General features: G+C 59.7%; 26 protein-coding genes. 13 read left to right on the top strand and 13 right to left on the bottom strand.

Going from position 1 to position 25392, the window contains the following annotated elements; all coding sequences use genetic code 11:
* Nucleotides 1-71: 71 nt before the first annotated feature.
* A complete protein-coding gene (locus G7W63_RS18140) occupies nucleotides 72-512 on the bottom strand; it encodes a PaaI family thioesterase (RefSeq protein WP_166261754.1) in 441 nt (146 codons plus the stop codon).
* Entirely contained in the window at nucleotides 512-1306 is a 795-nt protein-coding gene (locus G7W63_RS18135; protein ID WP_166261751.1) for an SDR family NAD(P)-dependent oxidoreductase, read from the bottom strand. Before G7W63_RS18135 ends, G7W63_RS18140 begins: the two co-directional genes overlap by 1 nt.
* 141 nt (nucleotides 1307-1447) lie before the next feature.
* On the opposite strand from G7W63_RS18135, the gene G7W63_RS18130 reads away from it, so the two are divergent.
* The 5 genes from G7W63_RS18130 (at nucleotide 1448) to G7W63_RS18110 (ending at nucleotide 8288) form a co-directional block, all read left to right on the top strand.
* Nucleotides 1448-3058, top strand: coding sequence for a class I adenylate-forming enzyme family protein (locus tag G7W63_RS18130; protein WP_166261749.1), 1611 nt, complete (start codon nucleotides 1448-1450; stop codon nucleotides 3056-3058).
* A gap of 219 nt (nucleotides 3059-3277) precedes the next feature.
* Nucleotides 3278-4324 carry a TRAP transporter substrate-binding protein DctP gene (gene dctP / locus G7W63_RS18125; protein ID WP_166261746.1) on the top strand — a complete coding sequence of 349 codons (1047 nt, stop codon included), beginning with the start codon at nucleotides 3278-3280 and terminating at the stop codon, nucleotides 4322-4324.
* A gap of 92 nt (nucleotides 4325-4416) precedes the next feature.
* A complete protein-coding gene (locus G7W63_RS18120; protein ID WP_166261743.1) occupies nucleotides 4417-4968 on the top strand; it encodes a TRAP transporter small permease subunit in 552 nt (183 codons plus the stop codon).
* Nucleotides 4965-6275, top strand: a complete 1311-nt coding sequence (locus G7W63_RS18115; protein WP_166261740.1) for a TRAP transporter large permease — start codon at nucleotides 4965-4967, stop codon at nucleotides 6273-6275. Before G7W63_RS18120 ends, G7W63_RS18115 begins: the two co-directional genes overlap by 4 nt.
* 96 nt (nucleotides 6276-6371) lie before the next feature.
* Nucleotides 6372-8288, top strand: a complete 1917-nt coding sequence (locus G7W63_RS18110) for a HAMP domain-containing methyl-accepting chemotaxis protein (RefSeq protein WP_242634486.1) — start codon at nucleotides 6372-6374, stop codon at nucleotides 8286-8288.
* Nucleotides 8289-8312: 24 nt separating this feature from the next.
* Here the strand turns inward: G7W63_RS18110 and msrB are convergent, their stop codons facing one another.
* Nucleotides 8313-9461, bottom strand: a complete 1149-nt coding sequence (msrB, locus tag G7W63_RS18105) for a peptide-methionine (R)-S-oxide reductase MsrB (protein ID WP_423202303.1) — start codon at nucleotides 9459-9461, stop codon at nucleotides 8313-8315.
* A 270-nt stretch (nucleotides 9462-9731) separates the two neighbouring features.
* Between msrB and G7W63_RS18100 the strand changes: the two genes are divergently transcribed.
* On the top strand, nucleotides 9732-10310 hold the full coding sequence (locus G7W63_RS18100) for a hypothetical protein (RefSeq protein ID WP_166261734.1): 579 nt from the start codon (nucleotides 9732-9734) through the stop codon (nucleotides 10308-10310).
* Nucleotides 10311-10321: 11 nt separating this feature from the next.
* On the opposite strand, the gene G7W63_RS18095 is transcribed toward G7W63_RS18100, so the two are convergent.
* From G7W63_RS18095 to napE, 8 genes are all read right to left on the bottom strand, one after another.
* Entirely contained in the window at nucleotides 10322-11089 is a 768-nt protein-coding gene (locus tag G7W63_RS18095) for an ABC transporter ATP-binding protein (protein ID WP_166261732.1), read from the bottom strand.
* Nucleotides 11089-12057 carry an iron chelate uptake ABC transporter family permease subunit gene (locus tag G7W63_RS18090; RefSeq protein WP_166262379.1) on the bottom strand — a complete coding sequence of 323 codons (969 nt, stop codon included), beginning with the start codon at nucleotides 12055-12057 and terminating at the stop codon, nucleotides 11089-11091. The genes G7W63_RS18095 and G7W63_RS18090 overlap by 1 nt, the downstream gene beginning before the upstream one ends.
* A 73-nt stretch (nucleotides 12058-12130) precedes the next feature.
* Nucleotides 12131-12727 (bottom strand): NapC/NirT family cytochrome c, encoded by a 597-nt coding sequence (locus G7W63_RS18085; RefSeq protein WP_166261729.1) that lies wholly within the window; start codon nucleotides 12725-12727, stop codon nucleotides 12131-12133.
* On the bottom strand, nucleotides 12724-13197 hold the full coding sequence (locus G7W63_RS18080) for a nitrate reductase cytochrome c-type subunit (protein ID WP_166261726.1): 474 nt from the start codon (nucleotides 13195-13197) through the stop codon (nucleotides 12724-12726). The genes G7W63_RS18085 and G7W63_RS18080 overlap by 4 nt, the downstream gene beginning before the upstream one ends.
* 12 nt (nucleotides 13198-13209) lie before the next feature.
* Entirely contained in the window at nucleotides 13210-15714 is a 2505-nt protein-coding gene (gene napA / locus G7W63_RS18075) for a periplasmic nitrate reductase subunit alpha (RefSeq protein WP_166261723.1), read from the bottom strand.
* Nucleotides 15715-15798: 84 nt separating this feature from the next.
* Nucleotides 15799-16083: a chaperone NapD gene (locus G7W63_RS18070; RefSeq protein WP_207308992.1), complete on the bottom strand. Its 285-nt coding sequence runs from the start codon at nucleotides 16081-16083 to the stop codon at nucleotides 15799-15801.
* Nucleotides 16070-16555 (bottom strand): ferredoxin-type protein NapF, encoded by a 486-nt coding sequence (gene napF / locus G7W63_RS18065; protein ID WP_166261717.1) that lies wholly within the window; start codon nucleotides 16553-16555, stop codon nucleotides 16070-16072. Before napF ends, G7W63_RS18070 begins: the two co-directional genes overlap by 14 nt.
* Before the next feature lie 9 nt (nucleotides 16556-16564).
* Entirely contained in the window at nucleotides 16565-16729 is a 165-nt protein-coding gene (napE, locus tag G7W63_RS18060) for a periplasmic nitrate reductase, NapE protein (protein ID WP_166262377.1), read from the bottom strand.
* A 209-nt stretch (nucleotides 16730-16938) separates the two neighbouring features.
* On the opposite strand from napE, the gene G7W63_RS18055 reads away from it, so the two are divergent.
* Nucleotides 16939-18351, top strand: coding sequence for an MATE family efflux transporter (locus G7W63_RS18055; protein WP_166261714.1), 1413 nt, complete (start codon nucleotides 16939-16941; stop codon nucleotides 18349-18351).
* Here the strand turns inward: G7W63_RS18055 and G7W63_RS18050 are convergent.
* Nucleotides 18348-19367 carry a GGDEF domain-containing protein gene (locus G7W63_RS18050; RefSeq protein ID WP_166261711.1) on the bottom strand — a complete coding sequence of 340 codons (1020 nt, stop codon included), beginning with the start codon at nucleotides 19365-19367 and terminating at the stop codon, nucleotides 18348-18350. The two genes, G7W63_RS18055 and G7W63_RS18050, sit on opposite strands and share 4 nt — an antisense overlap.
* A gap of 274 nt (nucleotides 19368-19641) precedes the next feature.
* Here G7W63_RS18050 and G7W63_RS18045 point away from each other — a divergent pair, with 274 nt between their 5' ends.
* The 6 genes from G7W63_RS18045 to G7W63_RS18020 all read left to right on the top strand — a co-directional run bounded on the left by G7W63_RS18045 (nucleotide 19642) and on the right by G7W63_RS18020 (nucleotide 24543).
* Nucleotides 19642-20091 (top strand): acyl-CoA thioesterase, encoded by a 450-nt coding sequence (locus tag G7W63_RS18045; protein ID WP_166261691.1) that lies wholly within the window; start codon nucleotides 19642-19644, stop codon nucleotides 20089-20091.
* 156 nt (nucleotides 20092-20247) lie between these two features.
* Nucleotides 20248-21372, top strand: coding sequence for an HD-GYP domain-containing protein (locus G7W63_RS18040; protein ID WP_166261688.1), 1125 nt, complete (start codon nucleotides 20248-20250; stop codon nucleotides 21370-21372).
* A gap of 209 nt (nucleotides 21373-21581) precedes the next feature.
* Nucleotides 21582-22262 (top strand): type 1 glutamine amidotransferase domain-containing protein, encoded by a 681-nt coding sequence (locus G7W63_RS18035; RefSeq protein ID WP_166261685.1) that lies wholly within the window; start codon nucleotides 21582-21584, stop codon nucleotides 22260-22262.
* A 24-nt stretch (nucleotides 22263-22286) separates the two neighbouring features.
* The gene (locus G7W63_RS18030; RefSeq protein ID WP_166261682.1) at nucleotides 22287-23255 is read left to right on the top strand and encodes an NAD(P)H-quinone oxidoreductase; all 969 of its coding nucleotides are present in this window, start codon (nucleotides 22287-22289) and stop codon (nucleotides 23253-23255) included.
* Nucleotides 23256-23332: 77 nt separating this feature from the next.
* A complete protein-coding gene (locus tag G7W63_RS18025) occupies nucleotides 23333-23698 on the top strand; it encodes a thiol-disulfide oxidoreductase DCC family protein (protein WP_242634484.1) in 366 nt (121 codons plus the stop codon).
* Nucleotides 23695-24543 (top strand): DUF6279 family lipoprotein, encoded by an 849-nt coding sequence (locus tag G7W63_RS18020; protein WP_166261679.1) that lies wholly within the window; start codon nucleotides 23695-23697, stop codon nucleotides 24541-24543. Before G7W63_RS18025 ends, G7W63_RS18020 begins: the two co-directional genes overlap by 4 nt.
* Here the strand turns inward: G7W63_RS18020 and fghA are convergent.
* Nucleotides 24540-25388 (bottom strand): S-formylglutathione hydrolase, encoded by an 849-nt coding sequence (gene fghA, locus G7W63_RS18015; RefSeq protein ID WP_166261676.1) that lies wholly within the window; start codon nucleotides 25386-25388, stop codon nucleotides 24540-24542. The two genes, G7W63_RS18020 and fghA, sit on opposite strands and share 4 nt — an antisense overlap.
* Nucleotides 25389-25392 lie beyond the last annotated feature (4 nt).

Genomic DNA, 25392 nt, shown 5'->3' with positions numbered 1-25392 from the left:
TCATTCGTTGATTGGCTTTGCTGATGGGGACGCCAGCGGCGTGTTCCGTGTTGTTTGTTCTGTCCCGATATTCAGATTGGCACACCTTCCGGCTTTTCACTGCCCGAGCGGATGCGGAAAGTGCCCTCGGCGATGGCCAGCAGGTTGCCCTGGTCGTCATGGACTTCGCCGGTACTGTTGAATATGCGGGTGCCGCCTGCCCGTTTGCGGCCGGTTACGCGAATAGTGCCGGCAGAACACTGGCCGGTAAAGGTCGTTGTCAGGGACAGCGTGACCGCCTTGCGCATGCGGCCTGGGTAGGGGCAGTAAGTACCCGCTTCGGCCATTGCGATATCCAGCAGCGAGGTCAGCACCCCCCCATGGATTACGCCGCCAAGGTTCAGGTGCTGCGAGGCAAGCTCCAGTTCGATCACCGCTTCGTTCTCTTGCCAGGAAACCTGGCGGTAACCCAGCAAGCGGTGGAATCCCGGCAGATCCTGGCCACCTCTGATAGGCAGGCTGTGGTCATTCATTACACTTTCATTCCCGGCAGGTTCAAAGAAGCAGTATTGCCGCCATCCACGGGCAGAGCCTGGCCGGTGATGTAGCTGGCATCGTCACTGGCCAGGAAGAGAATAGCCGCAGCTATTTCGTCCGGTGCGCCATAGCGACGCAGTTCGCACCGTGAGCCCAGTTTATGGGCCTTTTCGTTGGCGCGCGCGTAGTCGAAGACTGCCTGGGTCATGCCGGTTTCCACCAGCCCGGGACAGACCGCGTTCACCCGCACGTTATCCCCGCCCAGGTCACAGGCAGCCGTCTGGGTCAGGTTGATCACGCCGGCCTTGGACGCGCTATAGGCATTACCGCCGGCGCCGGAACGGATTCCCGCCACCGAGGCGGTGTTGACGATGGCTCCGAGCTTGCGGGCCCGCATGTGAGGCGATACGTGTTTGATGAGCAGCATGGTGCCGATCAGATTCACGGCCAGCACCGCTTCCCACTCTTCCCGATCGTTAGCGGTGATATCCGGATGAGTGCCCCCTTTGCTGGCGATACCGGCGACATTGCAGAGCACGTCTATTTTGCCGAAGGCCTTGACGGCCTCTTCCACCAGCGCCTTGACCTGGGACTCATCAGCCACATCAGCAATCCGCCGCAGGCTATCAGCGCCCTCGGGCAGCAGGCTTTCGGTATCCAGCAAACCGGCTTCGGAACGATCCACCATCATGACACGGGCTCCCTGACGCGCCAGGCGGATCGCAGTAGCTCTGCCAATGCCACTGCCGGCGCCGGTAACTATGGCTGCCCGGTTATCGAAACGCCCCATTACTGATGCTCCCTGTTGTGGTTTGTTGTTGCCAACGCAAATTTCATCTCGAAGTAATTTGTCACGCCTTCCGGTTTTGAGTCAATATAATCGGAAGTTAATTTCACTAGATAAAACTCGACAACAGTGAAGGCCCGAAAAATGAAAAGCTTGCTGCAAATGCCCGTTATCGGGCCCGTCGATCCCGAAGAAGCCATGAAAGCCATCGGCCAACGTATACAGAAACTGGCAGCAGAACGTCCGCAGCAGATCGCACTCATCGACGATGAGCGCCAGATCAGCTGGAGCGAACTGGTGACGCAGGCCAACCGTATCGCAAACAGGCTGCGGGCCGAGGGTCTCGAGTCAGGGGATACCGTGGCACTGTTGTCTGAAAACCGGATTGAGGCGGTCGCCCTGTATCTGGGCACGCTGGTGGCCGGGGGCTGCATGGTGCCACTGTCCGGGATGGCCAGTGAGGCCAGCCTGGCCCTGATGGTCAAGGATTGCGGCGCCCGTTTTCTGTTCGTTTCAGGCAAGAACCTGCCGTTACTGGAGGCAATGGCAGGCGAGCTGGAGAGCCTCAACGTAAGTTGCATTGCGCTCGACCCACAGCCCGACAAAACCGCGGAGAGCGGGCCAGCGCTGCCTGATCTTGAGCAGTGGCTTGGCACGGTCAGCACCGAGGCCCGGCCGGCGCCGGTTACCCTGGACCATCCGTTTAATATCATCTACAGCTCCGGCACCACCGGCACACCCAAGGGCATTCTCCACGATTACCGGTTCCGCCAGCGCCAAATGGTACGCCTGAGCCGGTTCGGACTGGATGGCAACGCCGTCAACCTGGTTTCCACGCCGCTGTATTCCAACACGACCCTGGTATCGGCACTGCCGACCCTCTTCAACGGCGGCACGCTGGTACTAATGGCCCGATTCGATGCCCGGCGCTTCCTGGAGCTGGCCGAACGCCACCGGGTCACTCACGCCATGCTGGTGCCCGTGCAGTATCAGCGCATTCTTGCCGATCCGGAGTTTGAGCGCTTCGACCTGTCGTCTTTCCAGCTCAAGCTGTGCACCAGCGCGCCCCTGCGTGCGGAGGTCATCCGCGAAGCCATGGACCGCTGGCCGGGCAACATCCGTGAGATCTACGGTCTCACCGAAGGCGGCATTTCCACCAGCCTGGATTGCGCCGCCCACCCGGACAAATGGGATTCGGTGGGCCTGCCCACCGAAGGTGCCGAGGTGCGGGTGATTGACGAGCAGGGCAATGAGCTTGCCCGGGGCGAAACCGGGGAAATCGTCGGCCGTGCCATTTCCATGATGCGAGGCTACGTCAACCGGGATGACCAAACCCGGGAGATGTTGTGGACCAGCCCCGAAGGCCTGGCGTTCTTCCGCAGCGGCGACATGGGCCGCGTAGACGAGGATGGTTTTGTCTACATCCTTGATCGCCGCAAGGACATGATCATATCCGGCGGCTTCAATATCTACGCGGTGGATCTGGAGAAGGTGCTGCTGGCGCACCCGGCTGTAGCCGATGCCGCTGTGATAGGTATTCCCAGCGACCAGTGGGGGGAGACGCCCTTGGGGCTGGTGGTGCTCAGGCCCGATCAGGACAGCAGTGAGCAAGCCATAGCCGAACTGCTGGCGTGGGCTAACGGCCAATTGGGCAAAACTCAGCGCCTGGCGGCCATAGAGCTACGCAAGGAGTTACCGCGCTCGACCATCGGCAAGGTGTTAAAGCGGGAGCTTCGCGCCCCTTACTGGCATTGACGGAAAGTGACCAAATGGACATGTCCGCCTGGAGCCAGGGATAACCACTATACTTTCTCTTGCAAACTAAAACGGATAACAGAATATCAATCTGTAACCTATTGCAAAAAGCAAAGTGTGTGATAGATTCAATTACTGAGATCCATTCTGCAGTCGTTAATTCTGCAGAGCGAAACTAATAATAACGACAATTAAAGCCATAACGATCGAGGTCCCGCAATGAAGATGCTAAACACTGCCCAAAAAACCCTTACTGTTTATGCCTCAGCTCTCACCCTCGGCCTGAGTGCTGCCCTGGTGTCCGCGCCGGTTAACGCCCAGGACACCATTACCTGGAAAGTCCAGTCACACTGGCCCGGCGCCAGCTCCTCTTACAAGGACAGCCTCGGCCGTCTGCAGAAGGAACTGGATGAACGCACGGACGGCCGCCTCAAACTGGAGCTGTACGAGTCGGGCTCCCTGTTCAAGCCCACGGAAACCTTCAACGCCGTGAGTCGTGGCATTCTGGAAATGGGCACCATCTCGCCGGCCTATGCCCAGGACAAGATCAGCCTGGCAGGCGTGGCCTCCGGTCTTCCGCTGGCCTTCCACACCCCGGCCGAAGCTGCCTATTTCCATATGAACATGGGCTTCGAAGAGATGCTGCAGGAAGAAGCCGCCGAACATAACGTCTACTGGGCGACTGACAAGGTCTACCCGACCGAGATGGTGGTCAAGAATCCAATCAAGAGCGTGGAAGATCTGAAAAAACTGAAAATCCGCTCCTCAGGCGCCCTTGAAAAGTTTTTGGACGAAGCAGGCGCATCTACTACCTACATTTCCGGTGCTGAGCTATATTCGGCGCTGGATTCCGGCATTGTTGACGGGGCCCACTGGGGTGCAGCCCAGGGCGCGTATAGCATGTCCCTGTACGAAGTGGCCAAGTACCACGTCAAGCCAGCACTAAACGTGGCCGGTACAGACGCCATTATCGTCAGCCAGAAAGCGCTCGATAAACTTCCCAAAGAGATGCAGGCCACCGTCAAGGATGCCCTGAGGGACCAGTTCTGGTTCCGTACCAACGAGTACCAGCACAAGGAAAAAGTCACTCTTCAGAAGGCCATCGACGAAGAAGGCGTTGAGATCAACCAACTGCCGCAGGATGTCCAGGATCACATGATGGAAGCGGCCCAGGTAATCTGGGACGAGGAAGCTGAGCGTAGCGAAAACGCCCAGAAAGCCGTCAATATGGTCAAGGACTATCTGAAGCAGCTCGGCCGTCTGTAAGCAGGCATACAGCAAAAACCGGGCGGCTCCCGCCCGGTTTTTCTTTGCCAATCACTATCTTCTCAAGCAAATCCTTACGGCGGAGGGACAAGATGCGTGCTCTAACCGCATTCATGACAGGCATAACCAGGCTCAACGAACTACTCGGCCGGTGGTTCTCCTACCTGGTCATGGTTATGTTCCTGTTATTGATCACGGGTGTGGCTTTTCGATATCTGCTTGAGCGGCCCCTGTCCTGGACTGGGGAGCTGACCCAGCTGCTTTTCGGAATCTACGGACTGATGGCCGGCGGCTATCTGCTGGCCCACAACGGCCACGTCAATGTGGATCTGGTGTACTCAAAATTCAGCCGCCGAAACCGGGCGTTCCTTGACCTGTTTACGTCGCTCCTGTTTTTTCTGTTTACGCTGTCACTGCTCTACTTTGCTGTCGACATGGCCTGGGAATCGTTCAGCAACCGGGAAACGTCGTATTCATCCTGGAACCCGCCCATCTGGCCGGTGAAAGCATTTATACCATTAGCCACCCTGTTGCTGATCCTGCAAGGCGTTGTGAAGCTGCTGCAGGACATTGCCATTGCATTCAACCTCAGTTACTACCAGCCAGAACCTGAAGTAGAAGAACACCCGGAGGATATGGCATGAGCATCGAATTACTGACCCTGCTTTTCTTCGGCTCCCTGCTGTTCTTTCTGGTACTGGGCCTGCCACTGGCGTTCGTCCTCGGCGGTGTTTCCGTTATATTCCTCTACTTTACCTGGGGTTTTGACTCCTTCTACCTGGTGGCTTCGCAGATCTGGAGCACCATGGGAAGCTTTACCCTGGTAGCCATTCCACTGTTCGTGTTCATGGCCATGATTCTTGAGCGAACCGGGGTTGCCCGGGACCTCTACCGGATGATGCACCTGTGGTTCGGTGGCGTCCGCGGCGGCCTGGCCATTGGCACCCTGGTGATCTGTGCGATTTTCGCAGCGATGGTCGGCATCAGCGGTGCAGCTGTTGTGGCCATGGGTACCATTGCGCTGCCAGCCATGCTGGAGCGTGGCTACGACAAGAAAATGGTACTTGGGGTCATCAACACCGGCGGTGGCTGGGGTGTGCTTATCCCACCCTCGATCCTGATGATTCTCTATGCCCTGATCACCGGCGTGTCGGTGGGCAAGATGTTCGCGGCCGGTATACTGCCGGGGATCATGCTGATGGTCCTGACCTCGGCTTACGTGCTAATACGCTGCTATCTGCAGCCTCACCTGGCTCCCGACCTGCCCAAAGAAGAGCGGGGCACCTGGCCGGAAAAATTCGCCGCCCTGCGCTCGGTGCTGCTACCGATCCTGGTGGTGTTCATGGTGCTGGGCTCGATCATCGGGGGCATCACCACGCCCACCGAGGCAGCGGCTATGGGTGTGCTGGGTGCACTGCTCTCGGCCGCGGTCTACCGCGCCCTGAACATCGAACTGATCAGGGATGCCTCGGTGCGGACATTCAAGCTCACCGGCATGATCATGTGGATCCTGTTCGCGGCCCATGCGTTCAGTGCCGCCTACCAGAGCATGGGTGCCCAGCCGATGATCGAAGAGATACTCATGTCCCTACCTGGCGGACCCTGGGCAATCATCCTCTTCATGATGCTGATTGTCTTCCTGCTGGGCATGGTGCTGGACCCGGTGGGCATCATGCTGATCACCCTGCCGGTATTCACGCCTATCGTGGCGTCCCTGGGCTTCGACCCGATCTGGTTCGGCATTCTGTTCGTGATCAATATGGAAATCGGCTACATGACGCCGCCTTTCGGGTTCAACCTGTTCTACCTTAAGGGGGTGGTGCCGCCGGGGATAACCATGAGCGATATATACCGGTCAGTCGTGCCCTTCGTGCTCATCCAGATCGTGGGTATCGGCTGCCTTATGGTGTTTCCGGAGATTGCCACTTATCTGCCGGATCTGCTGTTCTGACAGACCGGTCACATTGACTGGAACTTGAGGCCTGCAACGCTGTCGTTGCAGGCCTTTTTATTTGCACAAAAATTAAACTTTTGCCCTGACCGGTCGATGAACAATCAGAAGGCGATGATTCGCCAGCAGTTCTGTCCTATTGATCAGGAACCAAGCATGCCGCTCTCCAATGTCACCGCTCGCTGGTCCATCGGCGCCAAGCTGTATTCCGGCTTTGCCATACTGGTTTTACTTTCTCTTGTGGTCGGTGCCATTGGCATCATGGCCCTGGATCGCTACGGCGCGCGGTCACTGATTGTGGCTGAGACCAGCAGCATCGAAGCTGCGGTACTGGAAGCCCGCACCGACGAAAAGAATTTCCTGATCCGGGGTGAACAGGAATTTCTCGACCAGAATACCGCCGCCATTGACCTGGCCGCCCGTCAGTTGGCTTCATTGCAAAACAACCTGGTGGTGCCCGCCGACCTTGCCCGGGTAGAGGCCATGCTGGACGGCATCCGCGACTATCGCAAAGAGATCGCCCTGCTCGCACAGGCCAGTCGGGAGCAAGCCGCCCAGGTGGGTGCCATCGAGGCGGCAGCCCTGGCGATCGAAACCCAGCTGGCCGAAGAACAGGCCCTGTTTGAGGTGGATCGCGCCTTCGCAACCATGCGCCAGGAAGAACGCAAATTTCTGCTCGAACATGACAGCGGGGCCCCGGCACGCTTCCGGGCCCTGATCGACGATGTGACCTCAGCCCTTAACTCGAGCTATGCCGAGCCTGATGCCAAGCAGCAGGTCAGGGAGCAGTTCCAGGCCTACACCGCCGCTTTCAGTGCAGCGCTGGGTGCCAGGCAGACCACCGAAGCCCAGGAACTGAAAACCGTGGACATAGCGCGTGCAATTCTTGCGGACGCGGTGGCCCTGCAGGAACTGCAGCTGGAGAAGATGGTCAATGACAAGAGCCAGGCTACCTGGTTCATCGTTATTGTGGTGGCGGCGGTACTGCTGATCGGCTCGGTGCTGGGCTGGCTCCTGGCCCGCAGTATTACCCGGCCTATCCACGAAGCCGTGACCCTGGCGTCGAAGGTGGCCTCCGGCGACCTGAGCCAGAACGTGCAGAGCCATCGGGGCGATGAGTTCGGGCAACTGATGTCTGCCCTCGACACCATGGTAGTCAACCTGCGAGACCTGGTGGGCAATATTGAGACCAACTCCAGCCAGATCGCAGCCTCCGCCGAGCAGTTATCGACGGTGACTGAGCGCACCAGTGCCGGTGTCGCCCAGCAGCGTGACCAGACGGATCAGGTCGCCACCGCCATGAACGAAATGGTGGCGACAGCTAATGATGTGGCTCACAACGCCGGTGAAGCCTCAAGCGCCGCAAGCCAGGCCAGCGAAAAGGCAAAAACCGGCGAAACGGCCGTTCGCGAGACGCTTGGTCACGTCACCGAGCTGAACGACAAGGTTATTGAAGTCATGGGCAGTCTTCAGGCGCTTCAGGCCGACACCAAGAACATAGGCACTGTACTGGATGTCATCAAATCGGTGGCGGAACAGACCAACCTGCTGGCGCTCAACGCGGCCATTGAGGCGGCAAGGGCCGGGGAACAGGGCCGGGGCTTTGCCGTTGTAGCGGATGAAGTGCGTTCCCTGGCCCAGCGTACCCAAACCTCAGCCACTGAAATCGAAACCCTGATAAAGACCCTGGTGACCAGCGCCGACAGCTCAATGAACACCATGACCGTGGGTTCTGACCTGGCCCAGAAAACGCTGGACAAGGCCCACGCCACCGGCGAGCAGATCCGTGAGATCACCGAGGCGGTGGATGAGATCAACCGGGTGAACAGCCAGATAGCCACCGCCGCAGAGCAGCAGACGGCCGTGTCCGACGAGATCAATCAGAACGTCACACTGATACGGGATGTCAGCGACCGGTCGTCAGGGGATGCCAAAGAAGTAGCCTCGACGAGCCAGGAACTGGCCCGCCTCGGCAAGGAACTGCGCGGCCTGGTAGCGCGGTTCCGGACCTGAGCCGGAACATTTCAATCAGCTGCTTTAGCTGATCGGCTCGCCAACCTGATCAACATACTCACCATAACCGGCGGCCTTCATTTCGTCCTTGGGGATGAAGCGAAGAGCTGCCGAATTCATGCAATACCGCAGGCCTGTCGGCTCCGGCCCATCGTTAAACACATGGCCCAGATGGGAATCGGCAACGGCACTGCGGATCTCGGTGCGAACGCCGAACCAGGAGCGGTCTTCATGCTCAATGACGGCGCCTTGCTTGAGCGGCCTGATGAAACTGGGCCAGCCGGTGTTTGACTTGTACTTGTCGCTGGACGAAAACAGTGGCTCTCCCGAGACAATGTCCACGTACAGGCCCGGCCGTTTTTCATCCCAGTAGGGGTTATCGTAGGCCCGCTCGGTACCGTCCTGCTGGGTGACCTGATACTGGACCGGGCTCAGGCGTTCTTTCAGCTCGGCATCGGAAGGCTTCTGGTAGCTGCTGGCATCGAAGCTTTTAGAGTTGCCGGTTTGCTCTGGCTCCCCCGACGCTTCCCCATTGCCTGCCTCCGGCGCGAAACGGGCATAGTCGATCTCCCGGTCGTCGCCCCAGACCTTGTCAATGAACTGGTAACGCCCCGAGTTGAAGGTATAGACGTTATAACGGACCGGATTGGTCTTGTGGTAATCCTGGTGGTAATCCTCGGCTTCATAAAAGGTGTCCAAGGGCACAACCTCGATCAGTACCGGATGGTCGTACCGGCCGGACTCTTCCAGGGCCTGTATGGACGCCTCAGCCAGACGCTTCTGTTCCTGGTCATGGTAGAAAATGGCCGGGCGGTATTGCTGGCCCCGGTCCACGAACTGACCCTTCACGTCGGTTGGATTCATCATCCGCCAGAGGCCCTGTAACAGTCCCTCGTAGGTGATAACTTCAGGATCATAGTAGACCTGAACGGCTTCGGTGTGCCCGGTGATGCCACCGGCTACCTGCTGGTAGGTGGGATTCTTCTCATCACCACCGCTATAGCCGGAAACCGCCTCTTTCACCCCGGGAATTTTTTCGAATCCCGCCTCCACGCACCAGAAACAGCCCCCGGCAAAGGTCGCCACTGCCAGGGAGTCATCCTGGGGCGCGTAGTTGGAATCCTTGCTATCAGCGCCGGTAGCGCTGATCTGTATGCCGAGCACTGCGGTCATGACGACCAGAATCATCGTAGTCATTCTTAAATTCATAGGTCTTTACCTCTAATGTTGCGGCCGGGCCGGCGGCTAGCCGCTACAGGCGGGCCAACGCCCGGAACGCAGTAATGCTCTTGTTCGATAGCTTACGAATCCGGCGCCGCTTGAGATCATCTCATCGGGCCGGGATCACTTGCCCATAGCCGCTACCGACACTATGTTGAATAGTCCGTCGCCCCTGCTTTACACCCGGGGTGACCGCAAGAGACACCAAAGGGAGCAGGTGATATGAACAACAGCCTCATCAAATCCGCAACAGCCGTCCTGGTGCTGGCGCTTCTGGCAGTAGCCGGTTCACTGCAGGCGGAGACTTTGACAGACAAACGTATCGAAAATTTCATCGCCAGCCTGCAAGAGCTCAAGACCATGGAAAGTGAGTTCCAGGACATGGGTCCCGATATGAGCGCCGGAGCCGGTAAGACCCCGCCCGACATGAGCAAGCTGATGTCCAACAGCATGGAGCAGATCCGGGGCCATGAAATGTATGACAAGGTCGAACAGGTCGTGGAAGATCACGGCTTCGACTCGGTGGAGGAGTGGAGCACCGTCGGCGATCGCGTCCTGAATGCCTATATGGCCAAGCGCATGGGCGGTGAAGGAAACGAAATGCAGAACGAGATGTCCGCGGCCATGCGTGAGATACAGAATAACCCCGACATGAGCCAGGCCCAGAAAGAACAGATGATGGCCATGATGGGCGGTGCCATGAAATCGGTAGAGAGCATGGCTAATGCCCCGGAAGAAGATATAAAAGCGATAGAGCCCCACATGGAGGCCCTGGATCGAAACCTGGCGGAGAACAACTGACGCCGGCCTGATCAGGGACGGGGTATGAACACCGGCACGCCCTCGATCTCGGCAGTCGCCAGCCTCTGGCCATAAAGACGCTCCAGCGCGTGGGGCACCAGCATCTGCCGCGCAGGGCCCCAGCAGGCGTCTCCGTTCGGGTAGAGCAACAGGATATGGTCGCACCAGCGGGCCGCCAGGTTCAGATCGTGCATGCACATGATCACCGTGCGCCCCTGCCTAGCGCGGTCGGCCATAAGCGTCATGGTTTCCACTTGGTGGTGCAGGTCGAGATGATTGGTTGGCTCATCGACCAGCCAGATATCCGGGTCCTGGGTCAGCAGGGTGGCCAGGGCAACCCGTTGGCGCTCGCCACCGGAGAGGGTATTGACCAGCCGCGGCGCCAGAGCACCCAGCCCGAGGACAGTCAGGGCATTATAGGCACAGGCCATATCCTCCCGTGTTTCGGTCTGCCAGGGGGAAAGAAACGGATGCCGCCCGATCAGAGTGGTTTCCATAACCGTGGCCGGAAAGCCGTCGTGGTGATCCTGGAACAGCAACCCCAGTTGCCGCGCCACCTTGCGCCGGGCGAGCCCTGCAATATCGTGGCCATCCAGCCTGACATGACCCGACCGGGCCGGACTCAAGCCGGCAAGCGTGTGCAGCAGGGTGGATTTGCCGGCACCGTTTGGTCCCAGGATACCCCACACCTGACCGGGTTCGAAACTGAGGTCAAGAGCATAGCCCGGCGCCCGGCCGGGTATGGCGGTGACAAGCTGGTCCGTACTCAGTAGGCTCATCAGCGGCTCCGGTACAGCAGAATCAGGAAGGCCGGCACCCCCAGCAGGGCCGTGATCACCCCAACCGGAAGCTGCTCCGGCGCGATGACTGTCCGTGCCAGGGTGTCCGCGAGCAGCAGCAGGGTGCCGCCGGCCAGCGCGCAGGCCGGCAGGATGAGCCGCTGGTCGTTGCCCAGCACCAGGCGCAGCATATGAGGAACGATAAGCCCTACAAAGCCAATGCTGCCGGCGGTGGTTACCGCAACGGCGGTTACCAGACTGGCGAGAATGTAAACCAGCCATTCCAGCGGACGCACCGAAACCCCAAGCGCAGCCGCCTGCAATGCGCCCCGCGCCAGAACGTTCAGACTGCGGCCAAGGGGCATCAGGAGCAGACACAGCGTCACCAGCACGAAGAGTGGAGGCCATGGACTGTTGGCGTAGGTCAGGTCGCCCATCAGCCAGTAGAGCATGCCAGGCAACTGCTCGGTGGGACTGATTGCCAGCATGAGTGTAATCATCGCGCCCCAGCCCGAAGCAATCACCACGCCGGTGAGCAGTAGCCGGGTGGGTGTCCAGCTACCGGTGCCATGGGCCAGGCCAAATACCAGCAGGGTCGATAGCAGTGCCCCGGCAAAGGCCGAACCTGATACCAGAAAAGCTCCCAGGCCCCCGAGCATGGCCAGCAGGGCACCCACAGCGGCGCCGCCGGAAATGCCCAGCACGTAAGGGTCGGCAAGAGGGTTGCGAAGCAGGATCTGCATCAGGGCTCCGGCCACCGCCAGCAGGCCGCCGGTGGCCAGGGCCGACAAAGCCCTGGGCAGGCGCAGCTCGGTTATCAGGGTATGGTGCAGCGGGTTGCCCTGGCCCATGACCACCGCCATCAGTTCACCAGGGGTGATGGCAACACTGCCCACCATGACCGCCAGCAAAAGCGCTGCCAGGGCCAGCGCCAGCAAAACGGCCAATGGTCGGATAAGTCCCTGCATGGTGGTGCGTATCCCCGTACCCTGATAAGTCCAAGCCGGGAACTTTACCACACCTACAAGACCTTCCAGACCTTCAGCGCTGATGGACCCCACTCATATCCGGCAGTTCGTGGGCGATGCCCTTGTGGCAGTCGATACAGGTGGCGCCTTCTTCGTCCTGCCCCGGCGCCAGCGCGTTGGCATGCATCCGGGCGGCACGCGGGCCCTGCTGTGTGAAGTCCATGAACTCGAATTCATGGCAGTTACGGCATTCCAGGGAGTCGTTGGCCTTGAGCCTCTGCCATTCCCGCTCAGCAAGAACCCGGCGTTTTTCCTCGTACTTCTCCTGCGTGTCTATGGTGCCGAAGATCCATCCCCAGACTTCCTTGGACGCCTCCATCTTGCGGGCGATCTTATCTGTCCAGTCATGGGGAACGTGGCAGTCGGAGCAGGTGGCGCGTACCCCGGAACGGTTTGTGTAGTGGATAGTGGTTTTAAGCTCGTCGTAGGGATTGACCTTCATCTCGTGGCACCCAATGCAGAACTGCTCGGTGTTGGTGGCCTCCATGGCGGTGTTGAAGCCGCCCCAGAACACGATCCCCGCCAGAAAACCGCCGAGGGTCAGGAAGCCCAGGCTGTAGTGGACGCTGGGCCGCCGCAGCAAAGACCAGTAGTGACGCAGACGCTTCATTTGGAGTCCTCGCCTTCCCCGACGATCACTTCTTCAGCGGACTTGAATCCGTTACCCACCAGCGGCTCGGCATCGGTCTGGGGCACATGGCACTGGGTGCAGAAGTAACGCCCCGGCGTGACCGCAGATCGGGTCTGGCCGTTCCGGTCCATGAAGTGGGTGACGCTCACCATGGGTGCGCCTGCCTCGGGCGCTGCCGTCCGGCTGTGGCAGGTCAAGCATTGATTGTACCGTTTGTCCACCTGATAGCCGCGGATACTGTGGGGGATGACCGGTGGCTGCTCGGGCCAGTTCCGCACTTCCCGGCCACTGGCTCTCGGTTCATCGGCAATCGGTTCGGCCGGCAGCGTTTCTGTCAGGGTACCACCCTTGCGCAGGCCGTCCGGGGCCGATGGGTCAAGGCTTTTCTCCGCAGCCCATGCGAAGCCGGCAAAGCAGACAATGAGGATAAACAGGCTCAGGGTTTTCATGGCTATGGGTCCTTATGCCAGGTTGACCAGCTCAAGACGAACAGCACACTTCTTGAAATCCGTCTGTTTGGAGATAGGATCGGTCGCGTCAAGAGTGACCTTGTTGATAAGGCAACTGGCATCAAAGAAAGGCACATAGACGACCCCCCGTGGCATGCTCACCCGACCCCGGGTCTCAACCCGCGCCCGGACTTCGCCCCTACGGCTGATGATCCTGACCTCACTCCCCCGGCGCCAGCCCTGCTCCCGGGCGTCCTCCATGTTCATGTAGAGCAGGGCGTCGGGCACCGCCTTATGAAGTTCTGGCACCCGGCGGGTCATGGAACCTGTGTGCCAGTGTTCCAGTACCCGCCCGGTGCTGAGCCAGAACGGATACTCTTCATCCGGTGCCTCAGCCGGCCCTTCATCAGGCAGGGCAAAGATGCGCGCACGGTTGTCTGGATTGCCATAGAACTGGAAGCCGGCACCTTCCTCGACGTAGGGGTCGGAGCCTTCCCGGTAGCGCCAGAGGGTCTCTTCTCCGTCAACCACCGGCCAGCGCAGCCCCCTGGTCTCGTGGTAGGTGTCGAACGGGGCCAGGTCCTTGCCCTTGCCCTTGCCAAACTGCCGGTACTCCTCGAACAGCCCCTTCTGCACATAGAACCCGAGGGCCCGGGCGTCGGCATTGGCGTAGTCGGGATGAATTTCCTCCAGCCCGAACTGGTCGACATTGCCGTTCTTGTAGAGAATATCGAACAGGGTCTTGTCCCGGAATTCCGGTGCCTTTTCCAGCATCTCCTCAGGCCAGACATCGGCTACTCGGATTCTCTGGGCCAGGGCCATGGTCTGCCAGAGGTCAGACCGGGACTCACCGGGCGCGTCCACCAACTGGTGCCAGAACTGGGTCCGGCGCTCGGCATTGCCAAACGCGCCCTCCTTCTCTACCCAGCCTGCAGACGGCAAAATCAGGTCCGCCGCCTGGGCGGACACCGTCGGGTAGATATCGGAGACAATGATGAAGTTGTCCGGGTTGCGCCAGCCAGGCAAGGTTTCCTGCATGGTGTTGGGGCCGGCCTGAATATTGTTGGTCACCTGGGTCCAGTAAACCTTGAGCACCCCATCCTTGAGCTTTCGGCTCTGCAAAACCGCGTGGAAGCCGACTTTTTCGGGGATAGTGCCTTCCGGCAGCTTCCAGATTTTTTCCGCCTTGGCACGATGTTCAGCATTGGTGACCACCATGTCCGCTGGCAGCCTATGGGCAAAAGTGCCGACTTCCCGCGCAGTGCCACAGGCAGATGGCTGGCCAGTCAGGGAGAAGGGGCTATTGCCGGGAGTGGAGATCTTGCCGGTGAGCAAATGCAGGTTATAGATCAGGTTATTGATCCAGACGCCCCGGGTATGCTGGTTCACCCCCATGGTCCAGAAGGTCATCACACGCTTGTCCGGATCGGCGTAAAGTTCCGCCAGGCGCTTCAGCCGATCCTGCGGCACGCCCGATGCTTCAGCCGCCCGCTCGAGAGTGTAGGGCTTGACATACTCCGCAAATTCTTCAAAGGACATGTCCGACCATTCGTTCGGATTATCAGCATTGGCGGCCTCCGCCTCACGGGGATCTTCCGGGCGAAGACCGTAGCCGATATCGGTGACGCCACGGGCGAAGCTGGTGTGCCTGTCGACGAACTCCCGGTTCACCGACCCCGATTCGATGATGTGGTTGGCGATGTAGTTGAGTATCGGTATGTCCGCGTTGGGAGTCATGACCATGCCCAGATCGGCCAGGTCGAAACTCCGGTGGGTAAAGGTGGACAGCACCGCCACTTTCGTATCGGGATTCGACAGCCGCCGGTCAGTGACGCGGGTCCAGAGAATCGGATGCATCTCGGCCATGTTCGAGCCCCAGAGCACAAACGCATCCGCATGCTCAATGTCGTTATAGACGCCCATGGGCTCATCGGAGCCAAACGAACGCATGAAACCGCCCACCGCCGAAGCCATGCAGTGACGGGCATTGGGGTCTATGTTATTGCTCCGGAAACCGGCCTTGAACAGCTTGCTGGCAGCGTAACCTTCCCAGATGGTCCACTGGCCGGAGCCGAACATACCGACACTTTCAGGGCCATGTTCACGAATGGCCGTGGTGAATTTTTCGGCCATGAGGTCGAGGGCCTGGTCCCAGCTGACCGGCTCGAAATCCCCTTCCTTGTGGTACTGGCCATCGCGCATGCGCAGCAGGGGCCGGGTCAGCCGGTCCCTGCCGTAGAGAATCTTGGACAGGAAATAGCCCTTGACGCAGTTGAGCCCCCGGTTGACCTCAGACTGGGTATCACCGTGGGTGGCCACGATCTGGTTGTCCCGGGTCGCCACCATCACACTGCATCCGGTGCCACAGAACCGGCACGGCGCCTTGCTCCATTTCAGGCGGGTCAGTTCCTCGTTGGTCACCAGATTCGACGCTGCTGCAGGCAACGACAGCCCGGCTGCCGACGCTGCGACCACCGCTGCATTGGCCTTGGCAAATTCTCGACGGGTCATTTTCATGGCTGGGTCCTTAGTTTTTGTTCCTCTTTCCCTGATCACTCTTTCCCTGATCCACCTTCTATGGCCTTGCAGTAAGCGGACGGTTTACCCGGTCCCGATCAATTCCTGGTCACCTTCAGCCCCGGTCATCACTTCGTGGTAGACCAATACGCAGTTAAGAACACCGGTCTGCTGGCTGATCCGGTCTATGGTGTCGGCAACGCCCTGCTGGTCCGAGCTTTCCATGACAACCACCAGCTTGCCTTCCGGACTGGCGCCGTGGACCTCAAGGGCCGGTTCCGCTTCAAGCAGCGCTAATAGAGGCCCGCTCTGGTCGGGATGGACATGAACGATGAAACTGGCGATATGGCATTGATCAGACTTGGACACTGGCATCCTCCAGGCCAAGTCCGTCCACAGGGCACACGGAAACACAGGCGCCACAACCGGTGCACAGGTCTGGATCAACCTCGGGCCGGGGCACATGGCCGAGGGCCGGCCTGAATTTCACCGCCGCAGCGTCGCAGGCGTCCTGACAACTCTGGCAATGAATATTGTTCAGGGCCAGGCACGGCTGCACAGGCGTTGCATGCCAGGGGAAGGCCTTGCGGGTGAGGTCGAAGACCGGTGCTTCGCAGACATCGGCACAGGCCTGGCAGAAAGTGCACTCGCCTTCGCCGAACCGGATTTCCGGAAAGCCTCCGTCACCCTTGAACAGTACCTGCTCGGGGCATGCGCTGACACAGTCGCCACAGCGGGTGCACTGGTCGGTAAAGTCAAGCCCGGTCCAGGGCGGTCGTCGGCTGGGGTTCGGGCCGGGGCGACCTCGGAGAAGCGATCGCCGGGATGTATTCAGTGACATTGCCCCACCTCAGCCCGGAGGTCCCGGAGGGCCGAGAAACATCTGCGAGATCCAGACGGCAAAGCCATAGCCCCCTACCACCGCCACCGCGAGCATGGGAAAAAGGAAAACGATCAGGAAAATGAACAGTCTGCGCTCGTCCTTTTTACGGGACATCTGCGAGTCCCTTTCCATAGGGACATCTTGAGGGTCATCCATAAGCTCACCTTTGGTCACTTCTTACCGAAACCCTAGCAGCCAGAAAAATTGAGTCAATTGATATAAATCACGTAATGGCCAAGTGCCCCCCAGGCACAGGGACCCGGTGCCAGGCCCGAGGCATTCATAACACTGCGCGGCTTCCGGTATACTCTCGGGCCCATGCAAACTGGCTGACTGTTCCTGTGGACGAAATCCGGCAACCCATCCCTGAGCCCGAGCAGCCCCTGCTCATACGGACGCTTTCCGAGTGGCGGACCCTGGCCCTGCTGGGGGGCCCCATTCTGATCGCCCAGCTCGCGCAGATGGCCAATGGGGTGATCGATACCGTGATGGCCGGCCATGCAAGCGCCGAGGATCTGGCCGCGGTGGGCATCGGCAGCAGCCTATGGATGCCCCTCTTCCTGCTGTTCATGGGCATGCTGGGCGCCTTGCAGCCGATTATTTCCGGTTACCGGGGAGGGCGCGAGTTCCACCTGATCATGCCGACGGTATGGCAAGGGCTCTATATCGCGCTGGCGGCGGCCGTGATCATGATTTTGCTGCTGACCCATGTCCGGCCAGTGCTGGACATCCTCCGGCTGGACAGCCAGACCGCAGGCATTACCCAGGGCTACCTCAATGCCTTCGCCTGGGGCGTACCGGCATTACTGCTGATGGCGGCGTTGCGGGGTCTCACTGACGGGCTGGGCCATACCAAGGTGATCATGGCCTTTTCGGTCCTCAGCACACTGCTGAACCTGCCTCTGAACTATATCTTCATCTATGGGAAACTGGGTTTGCCGGCCATGGGGGGCGTGGGCTGTGGCTGGGCCACGTCGCTCTCAAACGGCGCCGCAGCTATAGCGCTGCTGGTCTATCTGAACAGAAGCCGGGCGTACCAGAGTTTCCACCTGCTGGCTGAATGGGTCCGCCCGGACCTGGATAGCATTAGGTACATCCTGCGTCTTGGGGTGCCCATCGGCTTCACGATCTTCGTGGAAGCCAGTATGTTCAGTGTGATCGCCCTGTTTCTGGCGCCCCTGGGACCGGTCGTGGTTGCCGGCCACCAGATCGCCCTCAATGTGGTCTCCCTGCTTTTCATGGTGCCCCTGAGCCTGGGCATGGCCCTCACGTTGCGGGTCAGCTTCCTCATTGGCGCCGATGCGCCAGCATCGGCCAGCCTGCTTTCCCGCAGCTCACTGGTTCTGGCGGCGGCGGTGGCGCTGGTATTCGCCACTGCTCTGTACGTGTTCTCCGATGCAATTGCCCGGCTCTACACCAGCGATCCCGCGGTTCAGGCGGTCACTATATCCCTACTCGTGTATGCGGCGATTTTCCAGATTGCGGATGTGATTCAGGTAACCTGCATCAGCGCCTTGCGAGGCTACAAGGACACCCGGATTCCCATGATGATCATGCTGTTTTCGTTCTGGGTGCTGGGGATGCCCCTGGGGTACTTGCTGACTTTTACGGATTATCTGCTGCCAGCCATGGGGGCAGCCGGGTTCTGGGTAGGACTGACAAGCGGGCTGGTCTCGGCCAGTGTTCTGCTGGGTGCGCGTCTGTTTCTGTTCAGCCCGGCTCAGGGCGCCCAAAACCTCCCGACCAAAGGCTAGTCGATCAACCCGACGCCAGCAATCTCGGCCTTGAGGGTGCCCTCGCCGGCAATACAGACCTGGTCCCGACCATTTTCCTTGGCCCGGTAGAGGGCATCATCGGCCCGGGCAAGCCACTGGTCCGCGGTTTCTCCGGGCCGTAACAGGGCCAGACCGAACGAGGCTGTAACCGGACTGGTCGGGCTTCTCAGCTCCCGCCGCAATGCCTGGTGCAGATTGTGCAGTACCGAACGCATGGCAAAATCCTCAACCCCGGGCAACAGCAGCACGAACTCCTCGCCACCATAGCGGAACAGCTGGTCGGCCTGCCGGGTATTGCGCTGAATCACTTCAACACAGTCAATCAGAACCTCATCCCCGGCGCTATGGCCGTGGTCATCGTTGACTTGCTTGAAATGGTCCAGATCCAGCAACGCCAGGGCAAACGGCAGCCCATTGCGCTCCTGGGAGGCCACCGCGGCCTGCAGCTCTTCTTCCAGCGCGCGGCGGTTCTTGACGCCTGTCAGGGGGTCGAGGGTCGCCAGGTGCTCCAGCCGGGCCCGCTGGCTTTCATTGCGCAGGGCGAATACATAGGCGCAACCACTGACCACCAGCGCTGTGGTGACGAAAGACAGCATGTGCTCAGTGGACTCAAAGGCAATGTTACCGGCCACCAGAACCGCAAGGGTCGCGCCGTTGATAATCACGGCTATCCGCGGACTGGTCAGAAAGAAACTGGTAATAAAAGGCGGGTAAAGCCAGAACAGGCCAATATTGCCCAGCACGGCGGCAACCGCAACACCGCCGCCGCAGGCAATCAGGGCGGCCACAAACCCGCTGCGGCGGGTGTCGCCGGTCATCCACGCATAGGCCATGGCGGTACAGATACCGAGCAGTATTATTGTGTCCACAAAGCCGGCCAGCAGATTGCCGTCCAGGAAGCGGAAAACCGCAAAGGGCGTGATGCCGCCGATAGCACAGACACCGAGCATGGTGATGATCGACAGGCGGAAATCGTGGCGCAAACGGTAAAGCATCAGAGGTCTTTTTCCTCGCGCGACCGGCGTGTCCCGCCGTTCAGCGCTCAGGTTTTCAACCGGGTTATCCGGATTACGAAATTGTTAGAATTCGAGCATAGCCAGCTTATCATTAGAGGATAGTCTAAGTTGTCATAAAACCAACAGCGGGCACATTTTTAACAGGATTTTATCCTGGCCATGACAGCCGGGCCGGAATTATGCTTCCATATCAAGCCACCCTGGCTGGCATGGCCGGCAAACAACCGTTCAAAAACAACAGGTGTGCTAAACCATGACCCGTCCTTTTGAGTTCCGGTTCCGGGTGCGCTACGGCGAATGCGACGCCCAGGCCGTAGTCTTCAATGCCCGTTACGCTGAATACGTGGATATCGCCGTGAATGAGTATATTCGCACCCTGTTCGGCGATTATCGCAACCTTCTGAATCAGGACATGGACATTCAGGTGGTCAGTCTGACCATCAACTGGAAGGCGCCGGCTCTGTTTGACGACGTTCTCTGCGCCACCATCGTGCCGGGTCGTCTCGGCAACAGCTCGTTCAGCCTCAAGCTCGGGTTTGTCAGGTTCGGCACTGACCTGGAAGTCGCCAATGCAGACATAACCTATGTCCTGATCGCCCCTTCCACCGGGAACAAGCAGGTGATTCCGGACTCAACAAGAGCATTACTGGAAGCCGGAGCACCGGGTGTCCTGATCAGCCATGCGGGCGAAACCGTTGGCTGAAATGACCCCTGCGGCTCCGTGCCTTGGCGCCTGAACTAGGCTATCTTTACGGGTACAGGCAGGCCGCTTATGCAGGGGGCTTCCCTGCACGCAGTTACCCGTCGCTCAGCCGGTCGGTAGTCGATGTACCCACAAGAACCAGTAAGAGTCCAAAGCGTGTCCAAGCATGTTCGTGTCGCACCCGGAGCCCTGATCGTTGGCAAACCTCTACCCTGGACCGTCTACGATGCAGACGGCAACGTTCTGCTGCGCCAGGGCTATGTGATCCAGAATGACATGCAGCTTGAGCAGCTGTTCGAGCGTGGCCTGTTCGCACCGAGGAAGATCAATCTCAAGGTAGAAGCAGAGGTGATTGAGGACACCCGGGCCCGTAACCCGATTGCCGACTACCCCAGCCTGCTGGAGGCGCTGGAAATCACACTGGCCGCGGTTTCAGACAAAGACGCCTCAGCCCGCCAGCGACTCACGGGCTTCGCCAGGCTTCTGGACCGCATGTGCCTTGAGGCGCCGGATGCCAGCCTGGCCCTGGTTCACCTGTATTCAGTGGAGCCCACGGCTTACGAGCAGACGCTTTTTCATACCATTCTGTGCCATTTCATTGCCGTTGAGCTCAGACTGGCCGAGAAAAACCGCCTGGTTTTGATGGGTGCAGCCCTGACCGCGAACCTTGCCCTGCTGCCTTTTCTCGACAAACTGAACAATTCCCGCAAGCGGCTTTCAGAGGATCAGCGCATGGTGATCCGCAAGCATCCGCTGGTCAGCATCAGGGCCCTCGAGGAAGCCGGGGTGACCAACCCGAGGCTGCTCCGGATCATTGAGCAGCATCACGAAGAGCATGATGGTTCCGGCTATCCCGCCGGGCTGAAGGACACTGACATACTGGTTGAGGCACGGATCCTGGCTCTGGCTGAACGTTACACCGCCATGATAAGCCGTCGGGCCTATCGTCAGCGGCTGAATGTCACCCAGGCCTGCCAGGCCATTCACGAAGCCTTCCGTGACAACCCCCGCCCGGAGATCTACAGGGCGCTACTGAAAGCCCTCACGAGCTTCCCCCCGGGCACCCTGGTCCGACTGGCCAACAATGAGGTGGCTGTGGTTACACAACGGCCCAAACGGCTCGGTGACCATATAGCCCAGGCCATCATTGGTCCTACCGGCAAGCGCTACATGGGCATGTTCCGGCGCGACACCAGTCTTCTTGAATTTAATATCCGCGCCCTCGAAGACCTGGATGTGATGCCCTCCATGGACTTTGGCCTGCTTTGGCACGCTGATTAGCAAGGCGGACTATCCCACGGATCCGCCGGGCCCTTGAAATGCCCGCCTGCCCGCACAACCTATAGCTGACAAACTGCCAGGGTTTATTCAGACCGGTTGGCCTGGAGCGTCAGTAGTGATACACCTGATGCACAGAACATATCAAGTCAATGATCTCAGGCCATACCCGGCCCTGATTCCACGGCAAATGCCAGAGTAAGGAGCGCTTCATGAAGATTCTAATGGTACTCACGTCACATGCCGAGATGGGCGATACCGGACATAAAACCGGCTTCTGGCTGGAAGAGTTCACCGCGCCTTACTACGTTTTCAAGGACGCCGGTGCCGACATTATCTTGGCCTCCCCAGCCGGTGGCCAACCGCCGGTGGACCCCAACAGTGAGGTCGAGGAAGCGCTCACCGACACCACTCGCCGATTCAGCGAAGACCGTGAGGCCCAGGAGGAGCTGGCCAATACTCGCAAACTGACGGAAGTGCCCATCGACGCCTACGACTCGATTTTCTTTCCCGGAGGCCATGGCCCCCTGTGGGACCTTGCGGAAGACCCGGCCGCCATTGCGATGATTGAAGATGCCGTTAACCGTGACCTGGTGGTGGGCGCGGTCTGTCACGCCCCGGCCGTGTTCAGACATCCCCGCAACGGTTCGGGCGCACCCCTTGTCGACGGCCGCAGAGTGACCGGTTTCTCCAACTCCGAGGAAGAGGCCGTCCAGCTCACCGATGTGGTGCCTTTTCTGGTGGAGGATATGCTGAAGAACAATGGTGGCCAGTACAGCCGTGGTGATGACTGGGCTCCCTATGTGGTGGTCGATGGCAAACTGATTACCGGCCAGAATCCGGCTTCGTCAAAGCCCGCGGCAGAAGCCCTGCTTGATGCCCTTAAACACTGAACCCCGTTTGTCAGGAAGCAACCTATGCACGCTATAGCAATCACGGACACCGGTATGCGCTGGCAACCCGGTGCGGAACTGCCTACCTGTGGTGCCGATGAAGTAACCATCAACGTGGCCTGGGCTGGTATGAATCGGGCCGACTTGATGCAACGGGCCGGGCTTTACCCGCCACCGCCGGGCGCTTCTGAGATTCTTGGCCTCGAGGTGAGCGGGGAAGTGTCACAAGTGGGCGCTAACGTTACCCACCTCAAACCAGGTGATCCCGTCTGTGCGCTGCTGACCGGTGGCGGCTATGCCTCGGAGGTGACGGTTCCGGCTGCCCAGGTGCTGCCCATTCCGGCCGGATTTAGCCTGGAACAGGCAGCCGCCCTGCCTGAAGTATTTGCCACTGCCTGGCTGAATCTCTATATCGTCGGAGACCTCAAACCCGGACAGCGGCTCTTGCTCCATGCGGCCGCAAGTGGTGTCGGTACGGCCGTTATCCAGCTGGCCAAAGCCATGGGCAACCCTGTGTTTGCCACCGCCGGCAGCGACGAAAAGCTGGCGTTCTGTCGCAAGCTGGGCGCCGAGGCAACCTGGAACCGGCACCACGGCAGCTTTGCGGACAAGGTGCGTGAGTGGGGCGGTGCCGACATGGTACTGGACCCGGTAGGCGGCTCTTATCTTGGCCAAAACCAGAAAGCCCTGAACCCTGACGGCCGGATCGTACTGATCGGCAGGATGGGCGGCCGCAAGGCCGAGATTGACTCCGGTCTGATGCTGATGAAGCGGCAACGACTCATTGGGTCCACCCTCAGGTCGCTACCGGTTGCTGCCAAGGGTGAGGTCATGGATGCCCTCTACGAAACCGTCTGGCCTATGCTGGAGTCCGGCGAAATCGTGCCCGTGATCGACAGGACCTGGCCAATAACCAAGGCAGACGAAGCCATGGCGTACCTCGAAAGCAACAGCAGCACCGGCAAGGTACTGCTTGCCATTCCACAGACCTGAGTTCTGCCGCCGGGCCTGTAACCCATCTGCCAGGGTAAACGGAACGTACAATCACCATGAATTTCATGGAGAGGCCTATGGATACCCTGTTCTTTGATGGTCGCTGCCCCCTGTGTCAGCAGGAAATCGCCGCGCTTAAACGCCTGCAATCCGGCGGGCTCGCTTTCGCTGACATACATCAGTCTGCCGCCGATGCCCCGGCGCACCTGCCATCAAGGGAAAATCTGCTCAGGCGGCTACACCTTCTGACTGGAGAGGGGCACTGGATTGTCGGGCTGCAGGCGAATGTCCGCGCCTGGTCCCATACCCGCCTCGGCTGGCTGTTCCGTCCGCTGCTCTGGCCCGGCGTGCACGGTGTCGCCCGGAGGGTCTACGAACGCTGGGCTGACCGCCGCTACGACAAGCGCTACGCCTGTGGCCCATGCTCAAGGTCTGACCGGTGAGCGCGATTCCGTTACGCGGACTGGCCCTGGCTCTGTTGCTGGTGGTGCTGGCAGGCTGCAGTTCCACCCGCACTGCCTATCGCTTCGCCGATTGGGGCATCGTCTGGTGGGTCGATGACTATGTCACGCTTACCGAGGCTCAGGAAGCGAGCCTGAAGCAGGACATTAAGGCATTCAAACAATGGCATTGCGGTGAGGAACTCCCGATTTACAGCGGTTGGCTGGCCGGATTGGAGGCCGATATTGCAAAGGGCAATAGCAATCGGCAATTGGTTCGGGCCCGCTTTGAGGAGTTGTCATTAGCCCTGGACCGTCTTCTGGTCAGGATCACGCCAACAGCCGTCGATCTTCTTTCAGGACTGGGCGCCGTGCAGGTTGCCCAGCTTGACCGCACCATGGCTGAAAAGCACCGGGAAAAGGAAGAGGAGTTCCTCAGTCCCGACCCCGAGGAGCAGCGCCAGCGTCGGGAAGACCGTACCCGTGAGCGGGTCGAACGATGGCTGGGTGAGCTTGGCCCGGAACAGCAAGAGCTGATCCGACAATGGAACCTGGACCGGGGTAATCAGACCGAGATCTGGCTGGAGGGCCGCCGGCGCTGGCAAGAGCGTCTAAGCGAGGCTCTTGGCGACCGCCACCGGGAGGACTTCGAACCACGTCTGGCCAACCTTATCCAGAACAGTCAGGCCGCGCGCGGACCTGAATATCAGGCCATGGTGCAGGACAGCCGTACAGCCCTGATTGATCTGATAACCGGCCTGCTGCAGGACGCCAGTCCGGAACAGCGCCGGCATCTTATCCAGGAGTTGGCTGACCTGCGCCGGGACTTCCGAGCTTTGCAGTGCTAGGCCTGCAAGCCCATGGCCAGGGCGTGGTGCTCCAGGTGCTCGTCAATAAACGAAGCAATGAAGAAATAGCTGTGGTCATAGCCCCTGCGCATCCGCAGCCGAATGGGATGATGCACCTGTTCACAGGCTTCCACTAGCGCATCCGGGTTGAGCTGTTCATCCAGAAATTCGTCAGCAGTGCCCTGGTCGATCAACAACTGCAGTCTTTCAGGTGCACCAGGAACTAGCATGGTGGCGTCCCACTCTGCCCACTCTTCTTTATCCTCACCCAGGTAGGCACTGAACGCCTTTTCACCCCAGGGACAATCGCTGGGGTTGGCAATGGGCGCGAAGGCTGAAACCGACTTGTAGCGCCCGGGGTTCTTCAGAGCGCAGACCAGGGCCCCATGGCCGCCCATGGAGTGCCCGCTCACCGACCGCACAGGCGAAACCGGCAATGCGCTCTCAACCAGCGCCGGCAACTCTTCGACCACATAGTCGTACATGCGGTAGTGGTCGGCCCAGGGCGCCCGGGTCGCATTAAGGTAAAACCCGGCGCCGCTGCCAAGCTCATAGCTGTCGTGCTCACCCGGCAGGTTGAGGCCCCTTGGGCTGGTATCCGGGCACACGATGGCCATCCCCAGCTCTGCTGCGCGCCGGTGGGCACCGGCTTTCTGCATGAAGTTCTGGTCGGTACAGGTCAGCCCCGACAGCCAGTAAAGCACCGGCACCTGCCGTGGCTGCGTGCCCAGAGCCTGGGGCGGCAGATACACGGCAAACTCCATATCGCAGCCCAGCACTTTGGATTGATGCCTGAAGCGACGATGCTCGCCGCCAAAACTCATATTGGTCGCTATCTGTTCCATGACG

The organism is Marinobacter salicampi, assembly GCF_011074795.1.
Taxonomy (GTDB): Bacteria; Pseudomonadota; Gammaproteobacteria; order Pseudomonadales; family Oleiphilaceae; genus Marinobacter; species Marinobacter salicampi.
Note: the sequence above shows the minus strand (reverse complement) of the source record. Positions and strands in the feature narration are given on the sequence as shown.

Bases quoted from the DNA above. Each gene is read 5' to 3' on its own strand.
- G7W63_RS18085 (WP_166261729.1), bottom strand. From the start codon at position 12,727: ATGAAGCGTCTGCGTCACTACTGGTCTTTGCTGCGGCGGCCCAGCGTC.
- G7W63_RS18110 (WP_242634486.1), top strand. From the start codon at position 6,372: ATGAACAATCAGAAGGCGATGATTCGCCAGCAGTTCTGTCCTATTGAT.
- msrB (WP_423202303.1), bottom strand. From the start codon at position 9,461: ATGACCGCAGTGCTCGGCATACAGATCAGCGCTACCGGCGCTGATAGC.
- dctP (WP_166261746.1), top strand. From the start codon at position 3,278: ATGAAGATGCTAAACACTGCCCAAAAAACCCTTACTGTTTATGCCTCA.
- G7W63_RS18095 (WP_166261732.1), bottom strand. From the start codon at position 11,089: ATGAGCCTACTGAGTACGGACCAGCTTGTCACCGCCATACCCGGCCGG.
- G7W63_RS18080 (WP_166261726.1), bottom strand. From the start codon at position 13,197: ATGAAAACCCTGAGCCTGTTTATCCTCATTGTCTGCTTTGCCGGCTTC.
- napA (WP_166261723.1), bottom strand. From the start codon at position 15,714: ATGAAAATGACCCGTCGAGAATTTGCCAAGGCCAATGCAGCGGTGGTC.
- G7W63_RS18115 (WP_166261740.1), top strand. From the start codon at position 4,965: ATGAGCATCGAATTACTGACCCTGCTTTTCTTCGGCTCCCTGCTGTTC.
- G7W63_RS18035 (WP_166261685.1), top strand. From the start codon at position 21,582: ATGAAGATTCTAATGGTACTCACGTCACATGCCGAGATGGGCGATACC.
- napF (WP_166261717.1), bottom strand. From the start codon at position 16,555: ATGTCACTGAATACATCCCGGCGATCGCTTCTCCGAGGTCGCCCCGGC.
- G7W63_RS18030 (WP_166261682.1), top strand. From the start codon at position 22,287: ATGCACGCTATAGCAATCACGGACACCGGTATGCGCTGGCAACCCGGT.
- G7W63_RS18045 (WP_166261691.1), top strand. From the start codon at position 19,642: ATGACCCGTCCTTTTGAGTTCCGGTTCCGGGTGCGCTACGGCGAATGC.
- napE (WP_166262377.1), bottom strand. From the start codon at position 16,729: ATGGAAAGGGACTCGCAGATGTCCCGTAAAAAGGACGAGCGCAGACTG.
- G7W63_RS18120 (WP_166261743.1), top strand. From the start codon at position 4,417: ATGCGTGCTCTAACCGCATTCATGACAGGCATAACCAGGCTCAACGAA.
- G7W63_RS18100 (WP_166261734.1), top strand. From the start codon at position 9,732: ATGAACAACAGCCTCATCAAATCCGCAACAGCCGTCCTGGTGCTGGCG.
- G7W63_RS18025 (WP_242634484.1), top strand. From the start codon at position 23,333: ATGGATACCCTGTTCTTTGATGGTCGCTGCCCCCTGTGTCAGCAGGAA.
- G7W63_RS18090 (WP_166262379.1), bottom strand. From the start codon at position 12,057: ATGCAGGGACTTATCCGACCATTGGCCGTTTTGCTGGCGCTGGCCCTG.
- G7W63_RS18130 (WP_166261749.1), top strand. From the start codon at position 1,448: ATGAAAAGCTTGCTGCAAATGCCCGTTATCGGGCCCGTCGATCCCGAA.
- fghA (WP_166261676.1), bottom strand. From the start codon at position 25,388: ATGGAACAGATAGCGACCAATATGAGTTTTGGCGGCGAGCATCGTCGC.
- G7W63_RS18135 (WP_166261751.1), bottom strand. From the start codon at position 1,306: ATGGGGCGTTTCGATAACCGGGCAGCCATAGTTACCGGCGCCGGCAGT.
- G7W63_RS18050 (WP_166261711.1), bottom strand. From the start codon at position 19,367: ATGCTTTACCGTTTGCGCCACGATTTCCGCCTGTCGATCATCACCATG.
- G7W63_RS18140 (WP_166261754.1), bottom strand. From the start codon at position 512: ATGAATGACCACAGCCTGCCTATCAGAGGTGGCCAGGATCTGCCGGGA.